The following is an 18,175-nucleotide window of genomic DNA, read 5'->3' as shown; positions in this document are numbered from 1 at the left end:
CTACCATGCGGGTATGACTGGTACGACGTACAACGCGCTGGACTGGTCGGTCGCGAACTGCCCGATCGGCCGCGCCATGGAGATCATCGGCGAACGCTGGACCGTGGTGGTGCTGCGCGAGGTGTTCAACGGCATCCGCCGGTTCGACGACCTCCGGGTCCGCACCGACATCCCGCGGCAGGTGCTGTCCAACCGGCTCGCCACACTCGTCGAGCACGGGATTCTGCGGCGGACGCCGTACCGCGAACCGGGCGCGCGGCAGCGGTACGAGTACCGCCTCACCGAGCAGGGGCTCGACCTGTATCCGGTGCTGATCGCGATTCGCGACTGGGGCGACAAGTACCTGGCCGGCCCCGAGGGCTCGCCGCTGACGATCGAACACCGCGACTGCGGCGCACCGGTCCACACCGAGATCCGCTGCGCGTCGGGCCATCGCGTGGTGTCACCACGCGACGCCGTACCGCGACCGGGTCCGGGTGCGCGCCGACGGGCAAGCAGTTAATTTACAGGGATTTTCGGCCCTGCTGTCTCCCCGTGACCCGTCACTCGCTAGTCTTCTGCGGGTACTGGGGGAGGAAGAGTGAGGCAGTTCAACGCACCGCCCGGTTGGCCCGACCCGCCGACCGCACGCTGGAGACCACCGAAACGCTGGCAGCCGCCCGAGTCGTGGCCGCCCGCACCGGCAGGATGGGCCTTCTGGGTCGACGAGTCCGGCAAGCGGGTTCGCGGTCCGATCGGCAGGTACGGCGCACCGAGCAGGACCAAGGTCGGCGTGATCGCGGCCGTACCGCTCGCGCTCATCACGCTGGTGCTGCTCAACCCGTTCGGCAACGGCGACGAGTCCGCGAGCACGGCGCCTGTGCGGACGTCGGAGCCCACGTCGGCGCCGACGAGCACGCCGGTCACAGAGCCGTCGACCACCGGGCCGACCGCGACCACCGATCCGTCGACTCTGCGCTCGACCGAGCCGAGCTCGGTACCGACGCCGACGACGACACCCTCGGCGGAGCCGTCGGAAAGCCCGACGCCGAGTGTGACGCCGAAGCCCGCCGAGCCGTCACCGACGAGCTCGCGGACGGAGCCGACGCCGACCACGGTCCCGGCCACCAGCGCGGCGGTCGTGTACCAGAGTTGCGAGGAGGCTCGCGCGGCAGGCGCGGCACCGCTGCATCGCGGGGATCCCGGCTACTCGGCGGCGCTCGACCGCAACGGCGACGGCGTGGCCTGCGACCGCGGCAACTCCTGACGCAGACCCTCGTTCCACAGCTCCTGCGTCTGGCTGATCCAGAAGGCGGCGAACAGCACGATCAGCGTGCCCTCGATCCACAGCACGGCATGCTCCCAGCCGAAGACCTTCTTCCAGCCGACCATCAGCAGCGGTACGACGACCATCGCCGCCGCGATCACGAAGTACCGGTTGGCCGGTGAGTGCCGGACCGCGTGCGTGCGCTGCTTGCGCCGGAACTGCTCGGCGTTCAGCAGGACGACCGCGACGATGCAGCCGAACATCACGATCGCGGCCGCGTAGTGCGCGTCGCCGATGAACCCGGACCGGTCGACCAGGAACCAGGCCAGCCCGCCGCCGAAGATCAGCGCCGCGACCACGAGACCGAGCACGTACATCGGCGTCCAGCCGGCGGGTTGCCGGATCCGGTCCCGGACGATGAAGACGGCGGCCAGCAGCAGGCACGGTACGCCGATCACGAAGACCGCGAGCATGTTGTTCGTGACGTTCGCGGCCGCGTCGCCGAGCACGACCGGCACCGAGTGGCACCGGCCCTGCCCCGGCGTCGGCACCAGCGCGACCCCCGGAGCCAGGATGCCGGCCACGTTGAGCAGGATGTCCTCCGGCTCGGTGTTGCCCTTGAGCACCACCATGCAGACGCCGATGGTGATCAGCGAGCCGACGAAGATCGCCCGCACCGGCGTGTAGTAGTACGCGCTGATCGAGGTCTGCAGGCAGTGCGGATCAGTCTTGGACCACTCGATCACCAGCGACACGGCGAGCAGGGCGATCATGGCCACCATCGCCATCCGCAGGTACCGATAGGTCTTGATGGCGTAACCACCCGGCACGGTCATCCACGGCCCCCTCGCGACGAGCTCCCTGGTGCCGTCAGTATGCGCCCGTTCACGGAACGACGCCGAGCGCACGGAGCGCCGCCTGTCAGCCGAGCCGGATGGACTTCTTGTTCATGAACTCCTCGATACCGGCCGGGCCGAGTTCGCGGCCGAGGCCGGAGCGTTTGATGCCGCCGAACGGCAGGTCCGCCTGCGAGCCGCCGGCCCGGTTGAGGTACACCATGCCGGCGTCGATCCGGTCGGCGACGCGGCGGTTGCGGTCGGGGTCGGTGCCCCACACCGAGGCGCCGAGGCCGAACGGGGTGTCGTTGGCGAGGCGTACGGCGTCGTCCTCGTCCTCGGCTCTGAAGACGATGACCACCGGGCCGAAGATCTCCTCGTAGTACGCGTCCATCTCCGGCGTGACGTCGGTCAGCACGGTGGCCTCGAGGTAGGCGCCGGGCGAGATCCGGTGACCGCCCGCGCGCAGCGTGGCGCCCTGCTCGACCGCCTTCGCGACCTGCGCGGCGACCTCGTCCGCGGCGGCGATCGAGGCGAGCGGTGGGAGCTTGGTCGCCGGATCGGCCGGGTCGCCGGGCACGTAGTACTCGGTGACACGCTTGGTCAGCCGGTCGACGTACTCCTCGTAGATGTCGGCGAGCACGATCATCCGCTTCGGCGCGTTGCAGGACTGCCCACAGTTCCGCATCCGCGCTGTCGCGGTGGCGTTCACGGTCTCGTCCAGGTCGTCGGTGTCGAGGACGATCAGCGGGTCGGAGCCGCCGAGCTCGAGGACCGTCTTCTTCAGGTTCTTCCCGGCCTCGGCGGCGACCGAGATGCCGGCCTGTTCGCTGCCGGTCAGCGAGACCCCGGCGATCCGCGGGTCGGCGAGGATCGCGGGGATCTGCCGGCTCGAGGCGAACGTGTTCACGTACACGTCGGCCGGGACGCCGGCTGCGTGCAGCACCTCCTCGATCGCGCGCGCCGACCGCGGGCAGATCGAGGCGTGTTTGAGCAGGATCGTGTTCCCGAGCACCAGGTTCGGCGCGACGAACCGGGCGACCTGGTAGCACGGGAAGTTCCACGGCATGATCCCGAGCAGCGCGCCGATCGGCCCCTTGGTGATGACCGCCTGCCCGCCCTTGATGGCGATCGGCTCGTCGGCCAGCAACGCGGGTCCGTGCTCGGCGTAGTACCGGAAGATGTCGACGACGATCCCGACCTCGCCGAGCCCTTCGCTGACCCGCTTGCCCATCTCCAGCGTCATCGTCGCGGCGAGCTCGTCGGCCCGCTCCGCGAACAACTCCGCCGCCCGCGCGACAACCGCCGCCCGCTCCTCCACGCCGCGCCGCCGCCAGTCCGGATACGCCGCATGCACCCGCCAGATCGCCGCCCGCACCTCCTCCTCCGTCGAGTTCGCCACTTCCTCCACCAGCACCCCGCGCGCCGGATCGACAACCGAGTACATGGGCAACCTCCATCCAGAAGCCGAAGACGCCACCATACTGTATGCAATCCTGCTTTGAGCACCCATCAACCGTTTCGGACGCGGCGAACTGGTCGGTGGGTGCTCAAAGTCGCGGTGCAGCGCGCCGGGTCGTGTTGTGTCAGTTGTGTCTTGCGGGCATGCTCGTGGCTGCCCGTTGTCCCGCCTCATTGATCGGATGCCCGCCCGTGTCTGAGCAACGGAAGTTTCGTCGTGTTGTGCAGTTGGTCGCCGTGCTGGCTGTTGTCTCGGTGCCCTCGATGGCGCTTGCCTCACCGGCGGCGCCGCCGGATCCGGTGAACGCCTGGCAGTATCCGCACTGGCCGCAGAAGCAGCCCTGGCAGGAGTCGGGGCCGGACTCGCGCGTCGCGAAGACGCTGTCGACCGGTCTGCCGGGGCCGATCGACCCGCAGAACTGGGAGAACCCGGACCACATGACGTGGGACGACTACGTCAAGCCGCCGGGGACCAACTGGGCCGACCCGGCGATCAAGGGATCCCAGCGCACCTTCAAGGGCGCGCTCGTGCTGCTCGACTACCCGAACCAGGACTTCGTGGTCACCCAGCCCAAGGGCTCGACTGTGTTCGGCAACCCGAGCGCGGCCGCGAACGGCGTGCCGCGGGACCAGGTTGCGAGCTTCTACCACGACTTCCTCAACAAACCCGAGCCGCTGAACCACGGCCACACGCTGCACGAGTACTGGATGGAGGACTCCGGCGGCCGGTACGGCGTGGACCTCACCGCGTTCGGCCCGTACCGGATGCCCGGCAAGTCGCACGAGTACGGCATGGAGTTCCAGGGCGGCGCGAGCTGCCCGGCCGGCGACAACTGCGACCGCGACATCCGCACCGACGGCCGCGCCGCCTGGGTCGCCGACCAGGGCCCCGACGTACCGGCCGGCTACGACTTCGTGTTCTTCCTCAGCGCCGGCCAGGACGAGTCGTCCACCTGGCAGGAGTTCGGGATGATGAAGTTCCCGACCAAGGAGGACGTCACCGACGACTTCGGCCCGCCGGACCCGGCGCTGCCGAACTGGTCCGACACCCGGTACGTCGACTGGACGTCGTGGGCCGCGGGCGCGTCGATCTGGCCGAACGCCGGCGGCGGCTCGTCGACCCAGGCGGAGAGCTCCGGGATGGCCGTGTTCGCGCACGAGTTCAGCCACATCCTCGGCATCGGCGACAACTACAACAATCCGTACGGCGTGCCGCCCCGGCGCGCGTACACGGGAATCTGGGAGATGCTCAGCCGGGGCAGCTTCAACGGCCCCGGCGGACCGCACAGCCGCTGGATGATCCCGGCCACCGGCGGTGCGTCGATGGGCGCGCAACACATGCTGCGCAACAAGATCAAGCTGCAGATGGTCGACGAGCAGAACGTGCTGCGGCTGTCCCGCGAGGCGCTCGCGTCGTCGGGTGTGGTGATCGCGAACGTCAAGGCCCGCAGCGTGAACCCGGGCGCGAAGGACCTGTCCGGGATCAACATCGAGCTCGGCGGCGCCGGCGATCTGGACGCGCCGTGCAGCACCGCCACCGACCCGATGTGCGACGGCCGCGGCTACCAGAACTACACGGTCGAGGTGGTGGACCGGATGGGCACGGACTCGTTCACGCCCGATGCCGGCGTCCTGCTCGCGAAGACCAAGAACCAGGACCGTGCTCCGTTCGAGTGGGTCATCGACGCCAACCCGCAGAACATCAACATGACCGACTATGTGCTGCCCGACGGTACGAAGGTCCCGATCACGATCGGCGACTACCGGCAGCTGTCCGACGCGCTGTTCCACGCCGGCACGAACTCCGGCAGCGAGTACGAGTACACCGACACCGCGAACCGTCTGCACTTCTACGTCACCAACGTGCACCGCGACCGCCAGGGCATCCTGTCCTACACCGTCGCGATCCGCTCCCTCGACGGCGCGGGCGCCCAGCAGCGCGGCGTACGGCTGCTGCCGACCGTCGCGAAGCCGGACCGCAGCGGCGTCCAGACCTGCAGCTTCAGCCTCACCAACACCGGCAAGGCCGGTACGACGTCCGGCCCCGAGGACATCACGCAGTACGTGAAGGGCGACGTCTACCGCCTGTCCGCCAAGTCCGACGGCTGGCCGATCTCGCTGCCGAACGCACTCGCCACCGCGAACGCGGGCCAGCAGGTGACGGTCCCCGTCCACACCAAGGCCGGTGCCGCCCCGCTCGCCAAGATCACCTTGACCGCCACCTCCGAAAGCGATCCGACGAAGTCAGCGACCGCCACCTGCATCGCCGTCAAGCACTGACCGCAGCGCGCCGGGCGTCCACGCCAGACCGACGCCCGGCGCCGCGTGCAGGTAGTCGATCACACGCGGGAGCGCCCAGCCGTGGGCCTCGATCAGGCCGGTCGCGATCCAGCGCAGGTACGGCGCGGTGGGCGCGACCGGTTCGAGGTCCGCGGCGGCGTCGTGGGTGACGGTGAACATCGGTACGCCGGCGCGCTCCCCCAGGCGGACCACGGTCTCGTACCGGCCGGGGCCCATGGTGTGGATCGCGTCGACGTCGGGCAGCAGCGCCGCCACGTCGCACGCGAACTCGCCGCCGGGGTCGCGACGCATCTCCTGCGCGGCGACGTCACCGACCTGGCCGGGCGTCAGCAGGTACGCGCGCGCGGCGACCTGACCGGGCGCGGTCGGATCGTAGAAGGCGGAGCCGCCGCCCCAGACCTTGGAGGCGCCGGCGAAGACCAGACCGCCTGGGACCAGCACGCCCTCGGAGCGGGCGGGATCGGAGCGATCACGGCAACCGGGGTACACCCGGGCGCCACCGTGTGGCCGTCCGCCGGACAGATAGCAGCGGAATCGTGCGAGGGCGAGGTTGGAGCCGTAGGCGACGTACCAGACGCGATCCACCGCACCTCCGTGAGCCGGCCACCAGCATCCCGCTCACAATAGTTTGAAACTGACTTCAACTGAACAGCACGGTTCACCTTCCGTCAGTTAAACGTTCAGACTAAGGTGCCGGGAGGCTCCATCCGCCCCGACAAGGAGACCCGCATGCCAGACATCAATCGCCGGAGATTCCTGCAGCTGGCCGGTGCGTCGGCCGCGTTCGCCGCGATGGCGGACAGTATCGAGCAGGCCGCCGCGATCCCCGCGCACCGCCGCTTCGGCAGTATCCAGGACGTCGAGCACATTGTCGTGCTGATGCAGGAGAACCGGTCCTTCGACCACTACTTCGGCACCATGAACGGCGTCCGCGGTTTCGGTGACCCGCGGCCGGTCACGCTGCCGAGCGGGAAGCCGACGTTCTACCAGAAGAACGCGCTCGGCCAGGAGATCCTGCCGTTCCGGCCGGAGGCGGACAACCTCGGTCTGCAGTTCATCCAGGACCTCGCGCACAGCTGGCCGGACGCGCACCAGGCGTTCAACAACGGCAAGTACGACCAGTGGATCCCGGCGAAGAGCCCGACCACGATGGCGTACCTGACGCGCGAGGACATCCCGTTCCACTACGCGCTCGCGGACACGTTCACGGTGTGCGACGCCTACCACACCTCGTTCATGGGCTCCACCGACCCGAACCGGTACTACCTGTGGACCGGCTACACGGGCAACGACGGCACCGGCGGCGGCCCGGTCCTCGGCAACGACGAGGCCGGCTACGGCTGGACGACGTACCCCGAGCGGCTCGAGCAGGCCGGTGTGTCGTGGAAGATCTACCAGGACATCGGCGACGGCCTGGACGCAAATGGCAGCTGGGGCTGGATCAACGACGCGTACCGCGGCAACTACGGCGACAACTCGCTGCTGTACTTCAACAACTACCGCAATGCGCAGCCCGGGAACCCCTTGTACGACAAGGCTCGCACCGGCACGAACGCGAAGGCCGGCGAGAGCCTGTTCGCGCAGCTCGCCGCGGACGTGCAGAACAACCGGCTGCCGAAGATCTCGTGGATCGCGGCGCCGGAAGCGTTCACCGAGCACCCGAACTGGCCGGCCAACTACGGCGCCTGGTACATCTCCCAGGTCCTCGACGCGCTCACCGCGAACCCCGAGGTGTGGAGCAGGACCGCGCTGTTCATCACCTACGACGAGAACGACGGCTTCTTCGACCACGTCGTACCGCCGTACCCGCCGATGGACGCCGACCAAGGCCTGTCGACCGTCGACCCGAACCCGGACCTCTACACCGGCAGCAAGGCCGCGCACGGCCAGTACGGTCTCGGTCAGCGCGTCCCGATGCTGGTGGTGTCGCCGTGGAGCACCGGCGGCTACACCTGCTCGGAGGTGTTCGACCACACGTCGATCATCCGGTTCATGGAGACGCGGTTCGGCGTCCACGAGCCGAACATCTCGCCGTGGCGCCGAGCGATCTGCGGCGACCTGACCTCGGCGTTCGACTTCGGTACGTCGGCCACGCGCCCGGCTCAGCTACCCGACACCAGTGCCTACGCGCCGCCGGACAACAAGCGGCACCCGGACTACGTGCCGACGCCGCCCGCGGTCGGTCAACTGCCGGCCCAGGAGCGCGGCGCCCGCCGTACCCGTCCGCTGCCGTACGCACCGGTCGTCGACGGGTCCGTTGCCGACGGCAAGTACCGGCTGACGTTCGGGTCCGGGGCACGGGCCGGCGCGCAGTTCCTGATCACGTCCGCGAACCGCACCGACGGCCCGTGGACGTACACCACCGAGGCCGGCAAGACGGTCGCCGACAGCTGGAACCCGATCTACTCCAGCGGCGTCACCGACCTCACGGTGCACGGCCCGAACGGTTTCCTCCGCACCTTCAAGGGCAAGCCCGCCACCGGCCTGGAGATCACCGCCCGCGAGAACCCGGCCACCGGCAACGTCGACCTCACGTTCACGTCCGACGCCGCCCGCACCGTCACGCTCACCAACTCCTACGGCGGCACACCCAAGCAGATCGCCGTCCGCAAGGGCAAGACCACCTACACCGTCACAGCCACCAACCGCTGGTACGACGTCTCCGTGACCATCACCGCCGACACCACGTACCTGCGCCGCTTCGCCGGCCACGTGGAGACCGGCGCCCCGGGCGTCAGCGACCCCGCGATCAAGACGGTCTGAGAACAGGAAATGGGGACCTTGGACAAGCAATACCTTGTCCAAGGTCCCCAGGACTTGTCGCCGGTTCAGATGATCGGGGCCTCGGGCTTCGTGGTGTCGGCGGGGGTGTTGTCGTCGACCTGGTCGAGCTCGTCGACCGCGATGCGGCTGGTCCAGCGCTGGTCGGGGTCGGGCTGCGGGATGGAGTCCAGGAGCAGCTTCGTGTACGCGTGCGACGGCTCGTGCATCACCTCGGAGACCGGGCCGCGTTCGACGATCTGGCCCTTGGTGATGACCATGACCTCGCCGCCGAGGTAGTAGACCGTGGACAGGTCGTGGGTGATGAACAGCGTCGTCATCCCGTGCTCGCGCTGGAAGTCGAGCAGGATGTCCAGGAAGTGCCGGCGCACCTGCGCGTCCAGCATCGACACCGGCTCGTCGGCGATGATGAACGACGGCCGCAGCATGTGCACGCGGGCCAGCATGATGCGCTGCCGCTGACCGCCGGACAACTGGTGCGGGTACCGGCCGAGCACGTTCTCCGGCTCCAGCCGGACGGCGCGCAGCGACTCCTCGATCAGCTCGAGCCCCTTCGCGCGGGTGTCCGCGAGCTTGAACTTCTTCACCGCCTTCCAGAGCACGCGATCCACCCGGTAGAACGGGTTGAAGATCGCGTACGGGTCCTGGAAGACCGGCTGCACGTCGCGCCGGTACTCGTCGTACTCGGCGCGGCTCAGCTTGAAGATGTCCTTTCCGCCGTACAGCACGGATCCGGCCGTGGGCTTCTGCAGGCCGAGCACGTTGCGGGCGATCGTGCTCTTCCCGCTGCCGCTCTGGCCGACCAGGCTGACGATCTGCGGCGGCGACGCGGCCAGCGTGAAGCTCACGTCGTCGACCGCGGTCACGTACCCTTCCGCCACCCCGCGGGCGTGGAACCGTTGCTGAACGCCGCGGAGTTCGAGTTCCGACTTCATGAGGCCCTCCGTCCGACCTGCGGGATCGATTCGATCAGCTGCCGGGTGTACGGGTCCCGCGGATCCTTGAACACCTGCCGTACGCCGCCCACCTCGACCAGCCGGCCCTCGTACATCACCGCGACCCGGTCGGCGAGCTGTGCGTGCACGCCCATGTCGTGCGAGATCACCATCAGCGTGACGCCGAAGTCGGTGCGCAGATCGGCGAGCGACTGCAGGATCACCCGCTGGATCGTCACGTCCAGCGCGGTGGTCGGCTCGTCGGCGATCACCAGGTCGGGCTCGAGCGCGACCGCGATCGCCATCAGAATCCGCTGCTTCATCCCACCGGACAGCTCGTGCGGGTACATCCGGGCCACCCGCGGCTCCAGACCCACCTGCGCCAGGAGCCGCGGAATCAGCTCGCCCAAGGAGTCCCTGCGCTGCGGCGCGTGTTCGAGGATGACGTCCTTGAACTGGTCCTCGACGCGCATCACCGGGTTCAGCGAGCTCATCGAGCCCTGCGGGAGATACGACAGCGCCGACCACCGCAGCACCCGCAGCTCCTCGCCCTGCACCTTCAGCAGGTCGACCGGCGATCGGCCGGCCGGATGGAACATCGCCGAACCGCCCGTCACCTTGCCGGGCGCCTTCAGGAGCCGCAACAGCGCGACCGCGAGGGTGCTCTTCCCGCTGCCCGACTCCCCCGCGATCCCGAGGATCTCGCCGCGGCGGACGTCGAGATCGATCCCGCGGACCGCCTGCACGTCGCCGCGGTTCGTGGAGTAGGCGACCTCGAGTCCCTTGACCTCCAGGACGTTCCCCGACACGTCACTCACCGGCCACTCCCCTCAGCCGCGGGTTGTAGACCTCTTCCAACCCGATGTTCACCATGTTCAGCGCCGCGAACAGCAGCGTCAGCAGCGCGATCGGTACGACGAACATCGGCCACGCTCCGAGCGTCAGCGCACCGGTGCCGATCGCGTTGAAGATGATCTGGCCCAGGTCGATCACGCCGCCCGGCCCGAGACCGATGATCTCCAGGCCGACCAGGCCGAAGATCGCGCCCAGCGCCGACGACGCGAACCCGACGCCGATGAACGGCAGCAGGTTCGGCAGCAGCTCGGTGACGATGATCTCCAGGTCGCGCGCCTTGCTGACCCGCGCCAGGTCGACGTACGGCCGGGTGCGCAGGCTGAGCACCTGGGACCGGATCGTCTTGGCCGCGAACGGCCAGGAGAAGATCGAGATCATCACGCCGACCTGGAACAGGCTGACGTTCTTCGCGTACGCCGACAGCGCGATCAGCAGCGGGAACGTCGGGATGACGAGCAGGATCCCGGTGAACGTCGAGAGCACGTTGTCGATCCAGCCGCCCTTGTACCCGGCGACGAACGCGACGATCACACCCGCGACCGTCGAGATGACACCGGCGATCGCGCCGATCTGCAGCGAGACCGAGAGCGCCTTCACCACCATCGCGAACACGTCGCGGCCGAACTGGTCGGTGCCGAGCAGGTGATCGGGCCCGGGGACCAGCCACTTGTCGTACGCCGCCAGCTCGATCGGGTTCTGGCCGCCACCGACGGCCTTGCTGATCAGCGGGCTGAACAGCGCGATCAGCACCAGCGCCCCCAGGATCACCAGTCCGGTCGCGAGGCGCCTGCTGTTCCGGATCGTCCGCAGTACCGCGGTCAGGATTCTCATCGGCATCACTTCCAGTACTTGACCCGCGGGTCGAGCAGCGGGAGCAGGAGGTCGAGGAGCAGGACGGCGGTCAGCACCGAGAAGATCGCGATGTTGGTGACCCCGAGGATCGTGTTGAAGTCGAGCTGCTGGATCGCCGTGACGAGCGTGGTCCCGAGACCTGGGTAGTTGAACAGCTGCTCGACCAGCACGTTGCCGTTGAAGATGAAGCCGAGCGAGATGCCGAACGCGGTGATCTGCGGCAGGTAGCAGTTGCGCAGCGCGTACCGGGTCAGGATCCGCCAGCCCTTCAGGCCCTTCGCCTCGGCGTACACCAGGTAGTCCTCGCCGAGCACGGGGATCATCAGCATCCTGGTGGACAGGATCCAGCTGAAGGTCCCGATGATCACGATCGACAGGCCGGGCAGCAGTCCGTACTTGAGCACGCTGCCGATGAACTCCGGCGTGATCCCGGGATTGAGGTTGGAGTCGTACGCCGATCTCGCAGGCAACACGCCCATCGAGTACGCGAAGATGTACACCAGGATCAGCGCGACGAAGAAGTACGGCACGTGCGACAGCGCGATCGACAGGTTGGTGGCGATCGCGGAGCCGAGCTTGCCGCGCCGCCAGCCGGCGATCGCGCCGATCACGACGCCGAGGATCCAGGCCAGCACCGCCGAGATCCCGAGCAGGCCGATCGTCCAGGGCAACGCCCGCAGGATCACGGTCTGCGCCGGCGTCGGGTAGTTGATCAGACTCGGCCCGAGGTCGCCGTGCAGGACCAGCTTCTGCATGTAGGTCAGGTACTGCGTGAGCAGGTTCCCGTCCAGGCCGAACTCGTGCCGGTAGCGGGCGATGATCTCCGCACTCGCCGTCTGGTTGTAGATGTAGTTCTGCTGCAGCGTCTGGATCAGGGTGTTGATCGGGTCACCCGGCATCAGCCGGAAGAAGAAGAACGCGATGGTGAGGGCGCCCCACAGCTCGACCACGTACAACCCGAGCCTGCGCAGGGCATACGCCGCCAGCGGATGCCGCGACAGCCAGGCCCGCACCCCCGAGCGGGGTGCGGAGTCCTGGCTCTTGTCGACAGCTACCACCGGCGGGGCTTCCGCCGTCACGCCGGGCCCTTCTGCCCGGTGGGCTCGATCTTGCCGAGGACGAAGATGAAGTGCTGCCACCAGTTCAGCGGCACCTCGTAGAGGTCGTCGTCGGTCGGCCAGCCCTTCCAGAAGGTGGTGTTGAAGTACGACGGGTAGCCGGTCTGGATCACCGACAGCATCGGGAGTTCCTGGAAGTAGATCTCCAGCGCCTCCTTCAGCAGCGGCTTGGCCTCTTCGCTCTCCGGGTCGAGCCCGGCCAGCTTCTTGGAGACCTCGTCGAACTTCGCGTTCCGGAACCGCAGCTTGTTCTTACCGGCCGCGTTCTTGCCGATCGGCTGGTACTTGTCGCTGGTCCAGTCGGTGTACAACTGCTCGGGGTCGATCGCGATCCCGGCCCAGCTGGCGTCGATGTCGTACTCGCCGCGCTGGAACTTCTCGTCGTGCACGTTGCCGGCCAGGCTGCGCAGCGTGGCCGGCACGCCGACCTTCGCGAGCTCGGTCTTCAGCACGTTCGCGATCGCGTACTCACCACCGTCGACCGGCGACGGCGTGATGATCTCGAGGTTGATCTCCTTGCCCTTGTACGTCCGCTTGCCGGCGGCGTTCTTCGGGGCGATCTCGTCGAGCAACTGGGTGGCCTTCTCGGGCGAGAACTCGAACTTGTACTTGTTCGCGATCTCGTCGTCCTTCCACTTGTCGTTGGTCGGGTAGTCCGCCCACGGGTACTGCGCCGGCGGCACCGGAACGGGCCAGATGGACTTGCCGATCTTCTCCCGGTCCAGGCAGTAGTTGATCGCCCAGCGCATCTTCGGCTCCGAGATCACGCCCCGGGCCGGGTCGCAGTTCAGCCACATCACCCGCGGGTTCGGGTCGTGGAACTGGGTGGTCTGCAGGGCCGGGTAGCCGGTGTTGCGCAGCTGCTTGGCGTGCTGCTCGTCGATCGAGCCGACGTCGAACTCCGCGCGCTCGAACGCCAGTGACGCCTGGTCGAGCTGCTTCGACGTGCTCTGGAAGACGACGTACTGCGGCTTGACGTCGAGCTTGTCCTTGTTCCAGTAGTTCGGGTCCTTCTCCCAGACGAACATCTTCTGGTTGCGGATCGCCTGCTTGAGCTTGTACGGCCCGCTGTGCACCGGCGGGTTGTCCTTGTACTTGGTCGGGTCCTGGGTCTTCCAGATGTGCTCGGGCATGATGCCGAGCGGCGGACCGGCGATCGCGGAGATGAAGTTGTAGTGGAACCGGGGCGTCGGCTTGAGCAGCTTGACGACCGCGGTCTGCGGGTCCGGAACGTCGATGGCCTTGACGAACTCCTTCAGCTCACCGCCGCCGCCGAACAGGTCCGGCCGGTCCTTCAGCAGCATGATCGTGAACTTGAAGTCGGCGGCGCCGAGCGGCTTGCCGTCGTTCCAGTGCGCCTTCGGGTCGAACTTGAACGTGACCTCGGTGAAGTCGTCGTTGTACTTGTACTCGGTGGCCAGCCACGGCTTCATCTCGCCGGTGGCGAAGCTGAGGTAGAACAGCGGCTCGGTGCTGAGTTCGACGCCGGCGCCGCCGGGCGAGCCGTTCGGGATCATCCCGTTGAAGCTGTCGAAAACCGTGTACTCGACCTGGCCCACGATGACCGCCTGGTCCCGCGGCACCGGGATGTTGGCCTTGCCGATCTGGATCGACTTGGTGGCGACGGGCTTGTTGTTGTTCGCCGGCTTGTCGGAGTACGAGGAGCCACCGCCGGAGCAGGCCGCCAGGAAGGCGGTCATCGCGGCCGCGGCACCTCCTCCGACCAGGCTTCGCCGACTCAGTTGATAGCGGACGACGTCGTTGACGTCTTCGAACTGGGGCCGCGGTGCTTCGTTCATGACGAAAGTCACCTCCGTTTCCGTTGCGCGGACGAGCTGATCACCGACCGAGAGGTGCCACGGACTATAAGTAGGCCTGACAACGTTGGCAAGAGTTCATTCCCACGTTGAAACCGTGAGGTTATATCCGCAGATCAGTCGATATACCAACCCATGACAACGTTGGCTCGCTCTGAGTGACGCCGTACGCGGAAACGCTTCCAGCGACGGTCACGCGGAGTGTATTTTCAGGCCCCGCGTCCGGATCCGGTCAGTCGTAGACGGCGTCGACCAGAAGTTCCACGGATCGGTCCGGTTCGTTGAGAACCGCGCGGATCACATGTCGCCGGTCCCAGCGCCCGGCGGCCCAGGCAAGGGCCTTCGCCAGCCCGTCGAAGGTAGCCGCGTGCGGGGCGCCGTTGGCGTCCACCCACCACGACACCTCGATACCGTCGACGGTGAGCTCCTCGTGCTCCCACCAAGTCGCCGGCACCTCGGGCACCAACTCGCCGACCAGCGCCGGGACGTCGGCCTCCGTCCCGGCGGCGTCAAGATTGCCTTCGGCAACTTCCTGGGCGAGCGGTACGTCGAACAGGTCGCTGAGCCCGTCCGCCGCCGCGCCGGATCCGATCACGAACCCGCCGAGGTCCTCCCGCTGGACCCACATCGGACCGTCGACCACCACGGCGTGCTCCGCGTCGGTCACCCGGGTCGTCCCGTCGGCGTCGAGCACCCGGACCCGGGCCGGGGCGTCGCCGGGGAACAGCGCGAGCGTGCCGAGCCGGTTCCACAGCCGCAGGATCGACGCCTCGTCCACCTCGCGCTCGGGGTCCGCCAGCCGGTCGAGCACCAGCGCGAGGCCGTCGGCGTCGAGGTCGGTGACGTCACGGACCAGGCCGGCCGCCGTCCGGACCTCGGGATCGAGCCCGGCGGTCCAGGCGGGCGCTGGGTCGAGGAAGGTCGCGAGCACCGGTTCGGCTTCGGGGTCTGCCCGTCCGGCCAGCGGTTCGCCGTCGTCGAGCAGGACGTGCTCACGGATCCACCAGGCCGCGTACGAGGGTACGCCGAGCGGCCGGTCGTCCGGGCCGACGACCCGAACCTGCGTGACGAGCGCGCGGCGCAGCGCGGGGTCGGATCCCAGCAGCTGAAGGACTTTCGGCCAGCTCTCCTCGGTGATCCAGTCCAGGTCGCGGATCGCCTCGAGTTCGCCGACGGTCGCACCGAAGCGGGATCCGTCCGGGGCGACGTCGTACGCCCAGTCCTCGATGCCGTCGAGATCCTGGAGGGCCTCGGGCAACCGGTCGAGCGTGACGTCGGACGCGGCCACCACACCGAGCGACGCGAGGACACCGACGGCCTGCAGCGCGGGCAGTCCGTAGCGGTCGAGGACGTCGCGCGCGATCGGTGCGACCTCCTCGGCGTCGAGGACCGCGTGCGCGTCGGAACCCTCGACCACCAAGGCGTTCGCGGGCACGAGGTCGCCGTCGGCGGCGCGCAGGACGAGATCGGACAGCCACCAGAGTCCGTCGGCCTGCGCCGGGTCGGCGGCGATCAGGCGGAGGACGGCGTCGGCGATCGCGTCCGGATCGTCGGCGTCGGCGGAGTGCTCGACCGCGGCCCGGACCGCGCCGTCCTCGAGGAGCGAGCGTGGTGTCGCGGGGATCGCGCCGAGACGTTCGAGGACCGGGTCGACGGCGTCCGGGTGCACGACGCGGACGCCGTACGCACCGAAGGCGGCGAGCGTGCCGACCGGGATCTCGGGGCCGGGCAGCAGCAGTCCGCGGGCGCCGCGGACGAGCCGGCCGTCGGCGAGCGGAACCGGGACGGTGCCGAGCGATTCGCGGATCAGCGGGTCGGTAGTCATCGTGGCGAGGCTGGCGTAGAGTGCGCGCCACCAGTCCGGCGGCTCGTCTCCCCCGAGTTGGTCCACCACCTCTGCGAGCTCGAGACGCCTTACCTGCAGGGCATCCAGCGCGATCCGGTCCTCACGGCGCGCGTGGATCAGCCCCGGGACGAGCGGCGCGAGGACGGCGTTGAACGCCTCGTCGGCGCCCTCCACCAGCACCGCCTCCGACGGTCGCAGCACGGCGCCGGCGACGCCCTGGAGCATCGGGGTCCGGGGCAGCGTTACCAGGATCTCGTCGCGGAGCATTCGATCGAGCGCACCCGCCGCGAGACCGGTGGGCACGAGCCGCAGGACGTCGTCGCCCTCCGCGGCTCGCTCCTGCAGCAGTTGTGCGTACGCTGTCGCCGCCTCCTGGACGAGCCGATCCGTCAGCGGGCCCTTCGCCACGTGCCGCCGGGTGGAGTCGAGCGGGAAGGTTGCCAACAGCAACGCTGGTAGTGCCAACGGCTCGTCGGTCGGGGTGGGTGCGTGGACGATTCCGGGCAGTTCGGTGAGCGGTTCGCGTGGGAGGGCCCAGACGACGGACCAGTTCGGTCGGCTCCGTTCTTCGGTGGGCCGGTCGGCGAGAAGAGCCGGGTCGAGAGTGCCGGCGGTGCGGTGGACATGCCAGCGGGCATTGACGTTCTCGAGGATCCGGCGGCCGTCGTCGGTCTCGATCTCGATGCGTTCCAGCCCGGGGAGAGCGAGGAGGAGGGCATCGTCGGCGTCGGCGAGCAGGCGGCGGACCATGGCCGCCGCGGCCTCGTCGCGGAGCGGGAGGATGACGGCGGTGTCGTACCCGGCAGGCGCTTCGCCGTCGGTCGCGAACGGCAACCGCAGAACCGGAACCTGTCCGTCGCGACGGCGGAGTTCGGTGTCGAGGGACGCGTTGCCGAGGTCGGTGATCGCCGCCGCGGTGTCCGCCTTCGAGAACCGCACACCGCCGGTCCGGGACAGCACCACCGGCTCATCCGTCACCGCCAGCACGGCAGAGAACCCGACCCCGAACCGCCCCACGGGCTCCCCCGCGTCGTCCGGCCCGTTTGTCAGCACCGCGCGCTTTGCCGACGCGCGCAGGGTTGCGAGCGACTCGACGCCTGCTGCGTCGAGCGGAGCGCCGGTGTTGGCCACGACGAGGGTGTTGTCGCGGAACTCGTACAGGACGCGGCCGGGAACGCCGGCGCGAGCGGCCGCGTCGGCGGCGTTCTGGGCCAGCTCGACGACCAGCCGGTCGACGTACCCGCCGAGGGCGAGCTCCTCCTCGGCGTTGGCGTCCTCGCGGAACCGTACGGGTGCCGCAGCCCACCCGGCCAGCACCCGTTCGCGGATTCCCGTCGTACCGAAGGCGTCGTCAGTCACCGACGCAGTATGCCGTACCGCCGGGCACCGGGTTCCTTCGTCCGGTGGAGAGGTCGGGGCCATCATCTATCGTGGTGCGGTGATCACCTCCGGCAGTCGATACGTGGCACTCGGCAGCTCGTTCGCGGCCGGCCCGGGGATCAGGCCGATCGAGCACCCGCAGGCCGGCCGCTCGGGCAACAACTACGCGCACCTGGTGGCGCGTGAGCTCGGCCTCGACCTGGTCGACGTCTCGTACTCCGGCGCCACGACCGCGCACCTGCTCGACACCCGGCAGGACGACGCGGCTCCGCAGCTGGAGGCGCTCACGCCGGAGACGGCGCTCGTCACGATCACGGCCGGCGGCAACGATCTCGAGTACGTCGGCAGGTTCCTGCGCGGGAGTTTCCTGAACACGATCGCGAAACCCGCGACGATCCTCGGCCGCCGGGTCGCGAACCGGATCCGCGCGCGGGTCAGCTACCTCACCGACGACGCGGCGTACCAGGCCGTCACGGATGCGCTGACCGCCGTGGTCGAGCAGGCCAGGCAGCGATCCCCCGAGGCGCGGATCCTGCTCGTCGACTACCTCAGCTTGGTCGGACCGGCGACCCGGCCGCGTCTCGACGTACCGCTGAACGAGGAGCAGCTGCCGAGCATCGCGCTGATGGCCGACGGCCTGGGGGGGGGCGGGGGGGAGGGGGCCCGCGGCCCCCGCGGGCGGCGCGGCCCCGCCGGGGCGGGGGGCCCCCGCCCCCCCCTCGGGGCGCCCCCCCCCGGGGGCCCCCC

At 68.9% G+C, this 18,175-nt stretch carries 15 protein-coding genes; 5 read left to right on the top strand and 10 right to left on the bottom strand.

Translation table 11 applies throughout. The annotated features are described in order from the left end of the window. Positions 1 to 13: 13 nt before the first annotated feature. Positions 14 to 502 carry a helix-turn-helix domain-containing protein gene (locus ABZX12_RS10590; RefSeq protein WP_355691850.1) on the top strand — a complete coding sequence of 163 codons (489 nt, stop codon included), beginning with the start codon at positions 14 to 16 and terminating at the stop codon, positions 500 to 502. 47 nt (positions 503 to 549) lie between these two features. Here ABZX12_RS10590 and ABZX12_RS10585 read toward each other — a convergent pair whose 3' ends face one another. Beyond that, complete coding sequence (locus tag ABZX12_RS10585) at positions 550 to 1,107, bottom strand: hypothetical protein (RefSeq protein ID WP_355692863.1); 558 nt, start codon at positions 1,105 to 1,107, stop codon at positions 550 to 552. Here ABZX12_RS10585 and ABZX12_RS10580 point away from each other — a divergent pair. Then, positions 1,034 to 1,246 (top strand): excalibur calcium-binding domain-containing protein, encoded by a 213-nt coding sequence (locus ABZX12_RS10580; protein WP_355692845.1) that lies wholly within the window; start codon positions 1,034 to 1,036, stop codon positions 1,244 to 1,246. The genes ABZX12_RS10585 and ABZX12_RS10580 overlap by 74 nt on opposite strands. Here ABZX12_RS10580 and ABZX12_RS10575 read toward each other — a convergent pair. Further along, on the bottom strand, positions 1,186 to 2,082 hold the full coding sequence (locus ABZX12_RS10575) for a hypothetical protein (protein ID WP_355691848.1): 897 nt from the start codon (positions 2,080 to 2,082) through the stop codon (positions 1,186 to 1,188). The genes ABZX12_RS10580 and ABZX12_RS10575 overlap by 61 nt on opposite strands. An 85-nt stretch (positions 2,083 to 2,167) precedes the next feature. Beyond that, positions 2,168 to 3,529, bottom strand: a complete 1,362-nt coding sequence (locus ABZX12_RS10570; protein ID WP_355691846.1) for an NAD-dependent succinate-semialdehyde dehydrogenase — start codon at positions 3,527 to 3,529, stop codon at positions 2,168 to 2,170. Between the two features lie 236 nt (positions 3,530 to 3,765). Here ABZX12_RS10570 and ABZX12_RS10565 point away from each other — a divergent pair, with 236 nt between their 5' ends. Then, positions 3,766 to 5,823: a M6 family metalloprotease domain-containing protein gene (locus ABZX12_RS10565; RefSeq protein ID WP_355691845.1), complete on the top strand. Its 2,058-nt coding sequence runs from the start codon at positions 3,766 to 3,768 to the stop codon at positions 5,821 to 5,823. Here ABZX12_RS10565 and ABZX12_RS10560 read toward each other — a convergent pair. Next, entirely contained in the window at positions 5,788 to 6,429 is a 642-nt protein-coding gene (locus ABZX12_RS10560) for a histone deacetylase (RefSeq protein WP_355691843.1), read from the bottom strand. The genes ABZX12_RS10565 and ABZX12_RS10560 overlap by 36 nt on opposite strands. Positions 6,430 to 6,573: 144 nt before the next feature. Here ABZX12_RS10560 and ABZX12_RS10555 point away from each other — a divergent pair, with 144 nt between their 5' ends. After that, the gene (locus ABZX12_RS10555) at positions 6,574 to 8,607 is read left to right on the top strand and encodes a phosphocholine-specific phospholipase C (RefSeq protein ID WP_355691841.1); all 2,034 of its coding nucleotides are present in this window, start codon (positions 6,574 to 6,576) and stop codon (positions 8,605 to 8,607) included. 65 nt (positions 8,608 to 8,672) lie between these two features. Here ABZX12_RS10555 and ABZX12_RS10550 read toward each other — a convergent pair whose 3' ends face one another. The 6 genes from ABZX12_RS10550 to ABZX12_RS10525 form a co-directional block, all read right to left on the bottom strand. Beyond that, positions 8,673 to 9,560 carry an ATP-binding cassette domain-containing protein gene (locus ABZX12_RS10550; protein WP_355691839.1) on the bottom strand — a complete coding sequence of 296 codons (888 nt, stop codon included), beginning with the start codon at positions 9,558 to 9,560 and terminating at the stop codon, positions 8,673 to 8,675. Further along, on the bottom strand, positions 9,557 to 10,378 hold the full coding sequence (locus ABZX12_RS10545; protein ID WP_355691838.1) for an ABC transporter ATP-binding protein: 822 nt from the start codon (positions 10,376 to 10,378) through the stop codon (positions 9,557 to 9,559). Before ABZX12_RS10545 ends, ABZX12_RS10550 begins: the two co-directional genes overlap by 4 nt. Then, the gene (locus ABZX12_RS10540; RefSeq protein WP_355691836.1) at positions 10,371 to 11,246 is read right to left on the bottom strand and encodes an ABC transporter permease; all 876 of its coding nucleotides are present in this window, start codon (positions 11,244 to 11,246) and stop codon (positions 10,371 to 10,373) included. Before ABZX12_RS10540 ends, ABZX12_RS10545 begins: the two co-directional genes overlap by 8 nt. 5 nt (positions 11,247 to 11,251) lie before the next feature. Further along, positions 11,252 to 12,346 carry an ABC transporter permease gene (locus ABZX12_RS10535; RefSeq protein ID WP_355691834.1) on the bottom strand — a complete coding sequence of 365 codons (1,095 nt, stop codon included), beginning with the start codon at positions 12,344 to 12,346 and terminating at the stop codon, positions 11,252 to 11,254. Beyond that, positions 12,343 to 14,184: an ABC transporter substrate-binding protein gene (locus ABZX12_RS10530; RefSeq protein WP_355691832.1), complete on the bottom strand. Its 1,842-nt coding sequence runs from the start codon at positions 14,182 to 14,184 to the stop codon at positions 12,343 to 12,345. Before ABZX12_RS10530 ends, ABZX12_RS10535 begins: the two co-directional genes overlap by 4 nt. Before the next feature lie 250 nt (positions 14,185 to 14,434). Beyond that, positions 14,435 to 17,407: a hypothetical protein gene (locus ABZX12_RS10525; protein ID WP_355691830.1), complete on the bottom strand. Its 2,973-nt coding sequence runs from the start codon at positions 17,405 to 17,407 to the stop codon at positions 14,435 to 14,437. A gap of 79 nt (positions 17,408 to 17,486) precedes the next feature. Between ABZX12_RS10525 and ABZX12_RS10520 the strand changes: the two genes are divergently transcribed. After that, positions 17,487 to 18,175 (top strand): SGNH/GDSL hydrolase family protein (locus ABZX12_RS10520; protein WP_355691828.1); only part of this gene is annotated, 689 nt, incomplete at its 3' end.

The sequence above is a fragment of the Kribbella sp. NPDC003505 genome (assembly GCF_040610875.1).
In the GTDB taxonomy this organism is placed as follows: domain Bacteria; phylum Actinomycetota; class Actinomycetes; order Propionibacteriales; family Kribbellaceae; genus Kribbella.
The sequence above is the reverse complement of the archived record's forward strand: the minus strand, read 5'-3'. Positions and strand labels throughout refer to the sequence as shown.

Bases quoted from the DNA above. Each gene is read 5' to 3' on its own strand.
- ABZX12_RS10540 (WP_355691836.1), bottom strand. From the start codon at position 11,246: ATGAGAATCCTGACCGCGGTACTGCGGACGATCCGGAACAGCAGGCGC.
- ABZX12_RS10590 (WP_355691850.1), top strand. From the start codon at position 14: ATGACTGGTACGACGTACAACGCGCTGGACTGGTCGGTCGCGAACTGC.
- ABZX12_RS10530 (WP_355691832.1), bottom strand. From the start codon at position 14,184: ATGAACGAAGCACCGCGGCCCCAGTTCGAAGACGTCAACGACGTCGTC.
- ABZX12_RS10570 (WP_355691846.1), bottom strand. From the start codon at position 3,529: ATGTACTCGGTTGTCGATCCGGCGCGCGGGGTGCTGGTGGAGGAAGTG.
- ABZX12_RS10555 (WP_355691841.1), top strand. From the start codon at position 6,574: ATGCCAGACATCAATCGCCGGAGATTCCTGCAGCTGGCCGGTGCGTCG.
- ABZX12_RS10550 (WP_355691839.1), bottom strand. From the start codon at position 9,560: ATGAAGTCGGAACTCGAACTCCGCGGCGTTCAGCAACGGTTCCACGCC.
- ABZX12_RS10575 (WP_355691848.1), bottom strand. From the start codon at position 2,082: ATGACCGTGCCGGGTGGTTACGCCATCAAGACCTATCGGTACCTGCGG.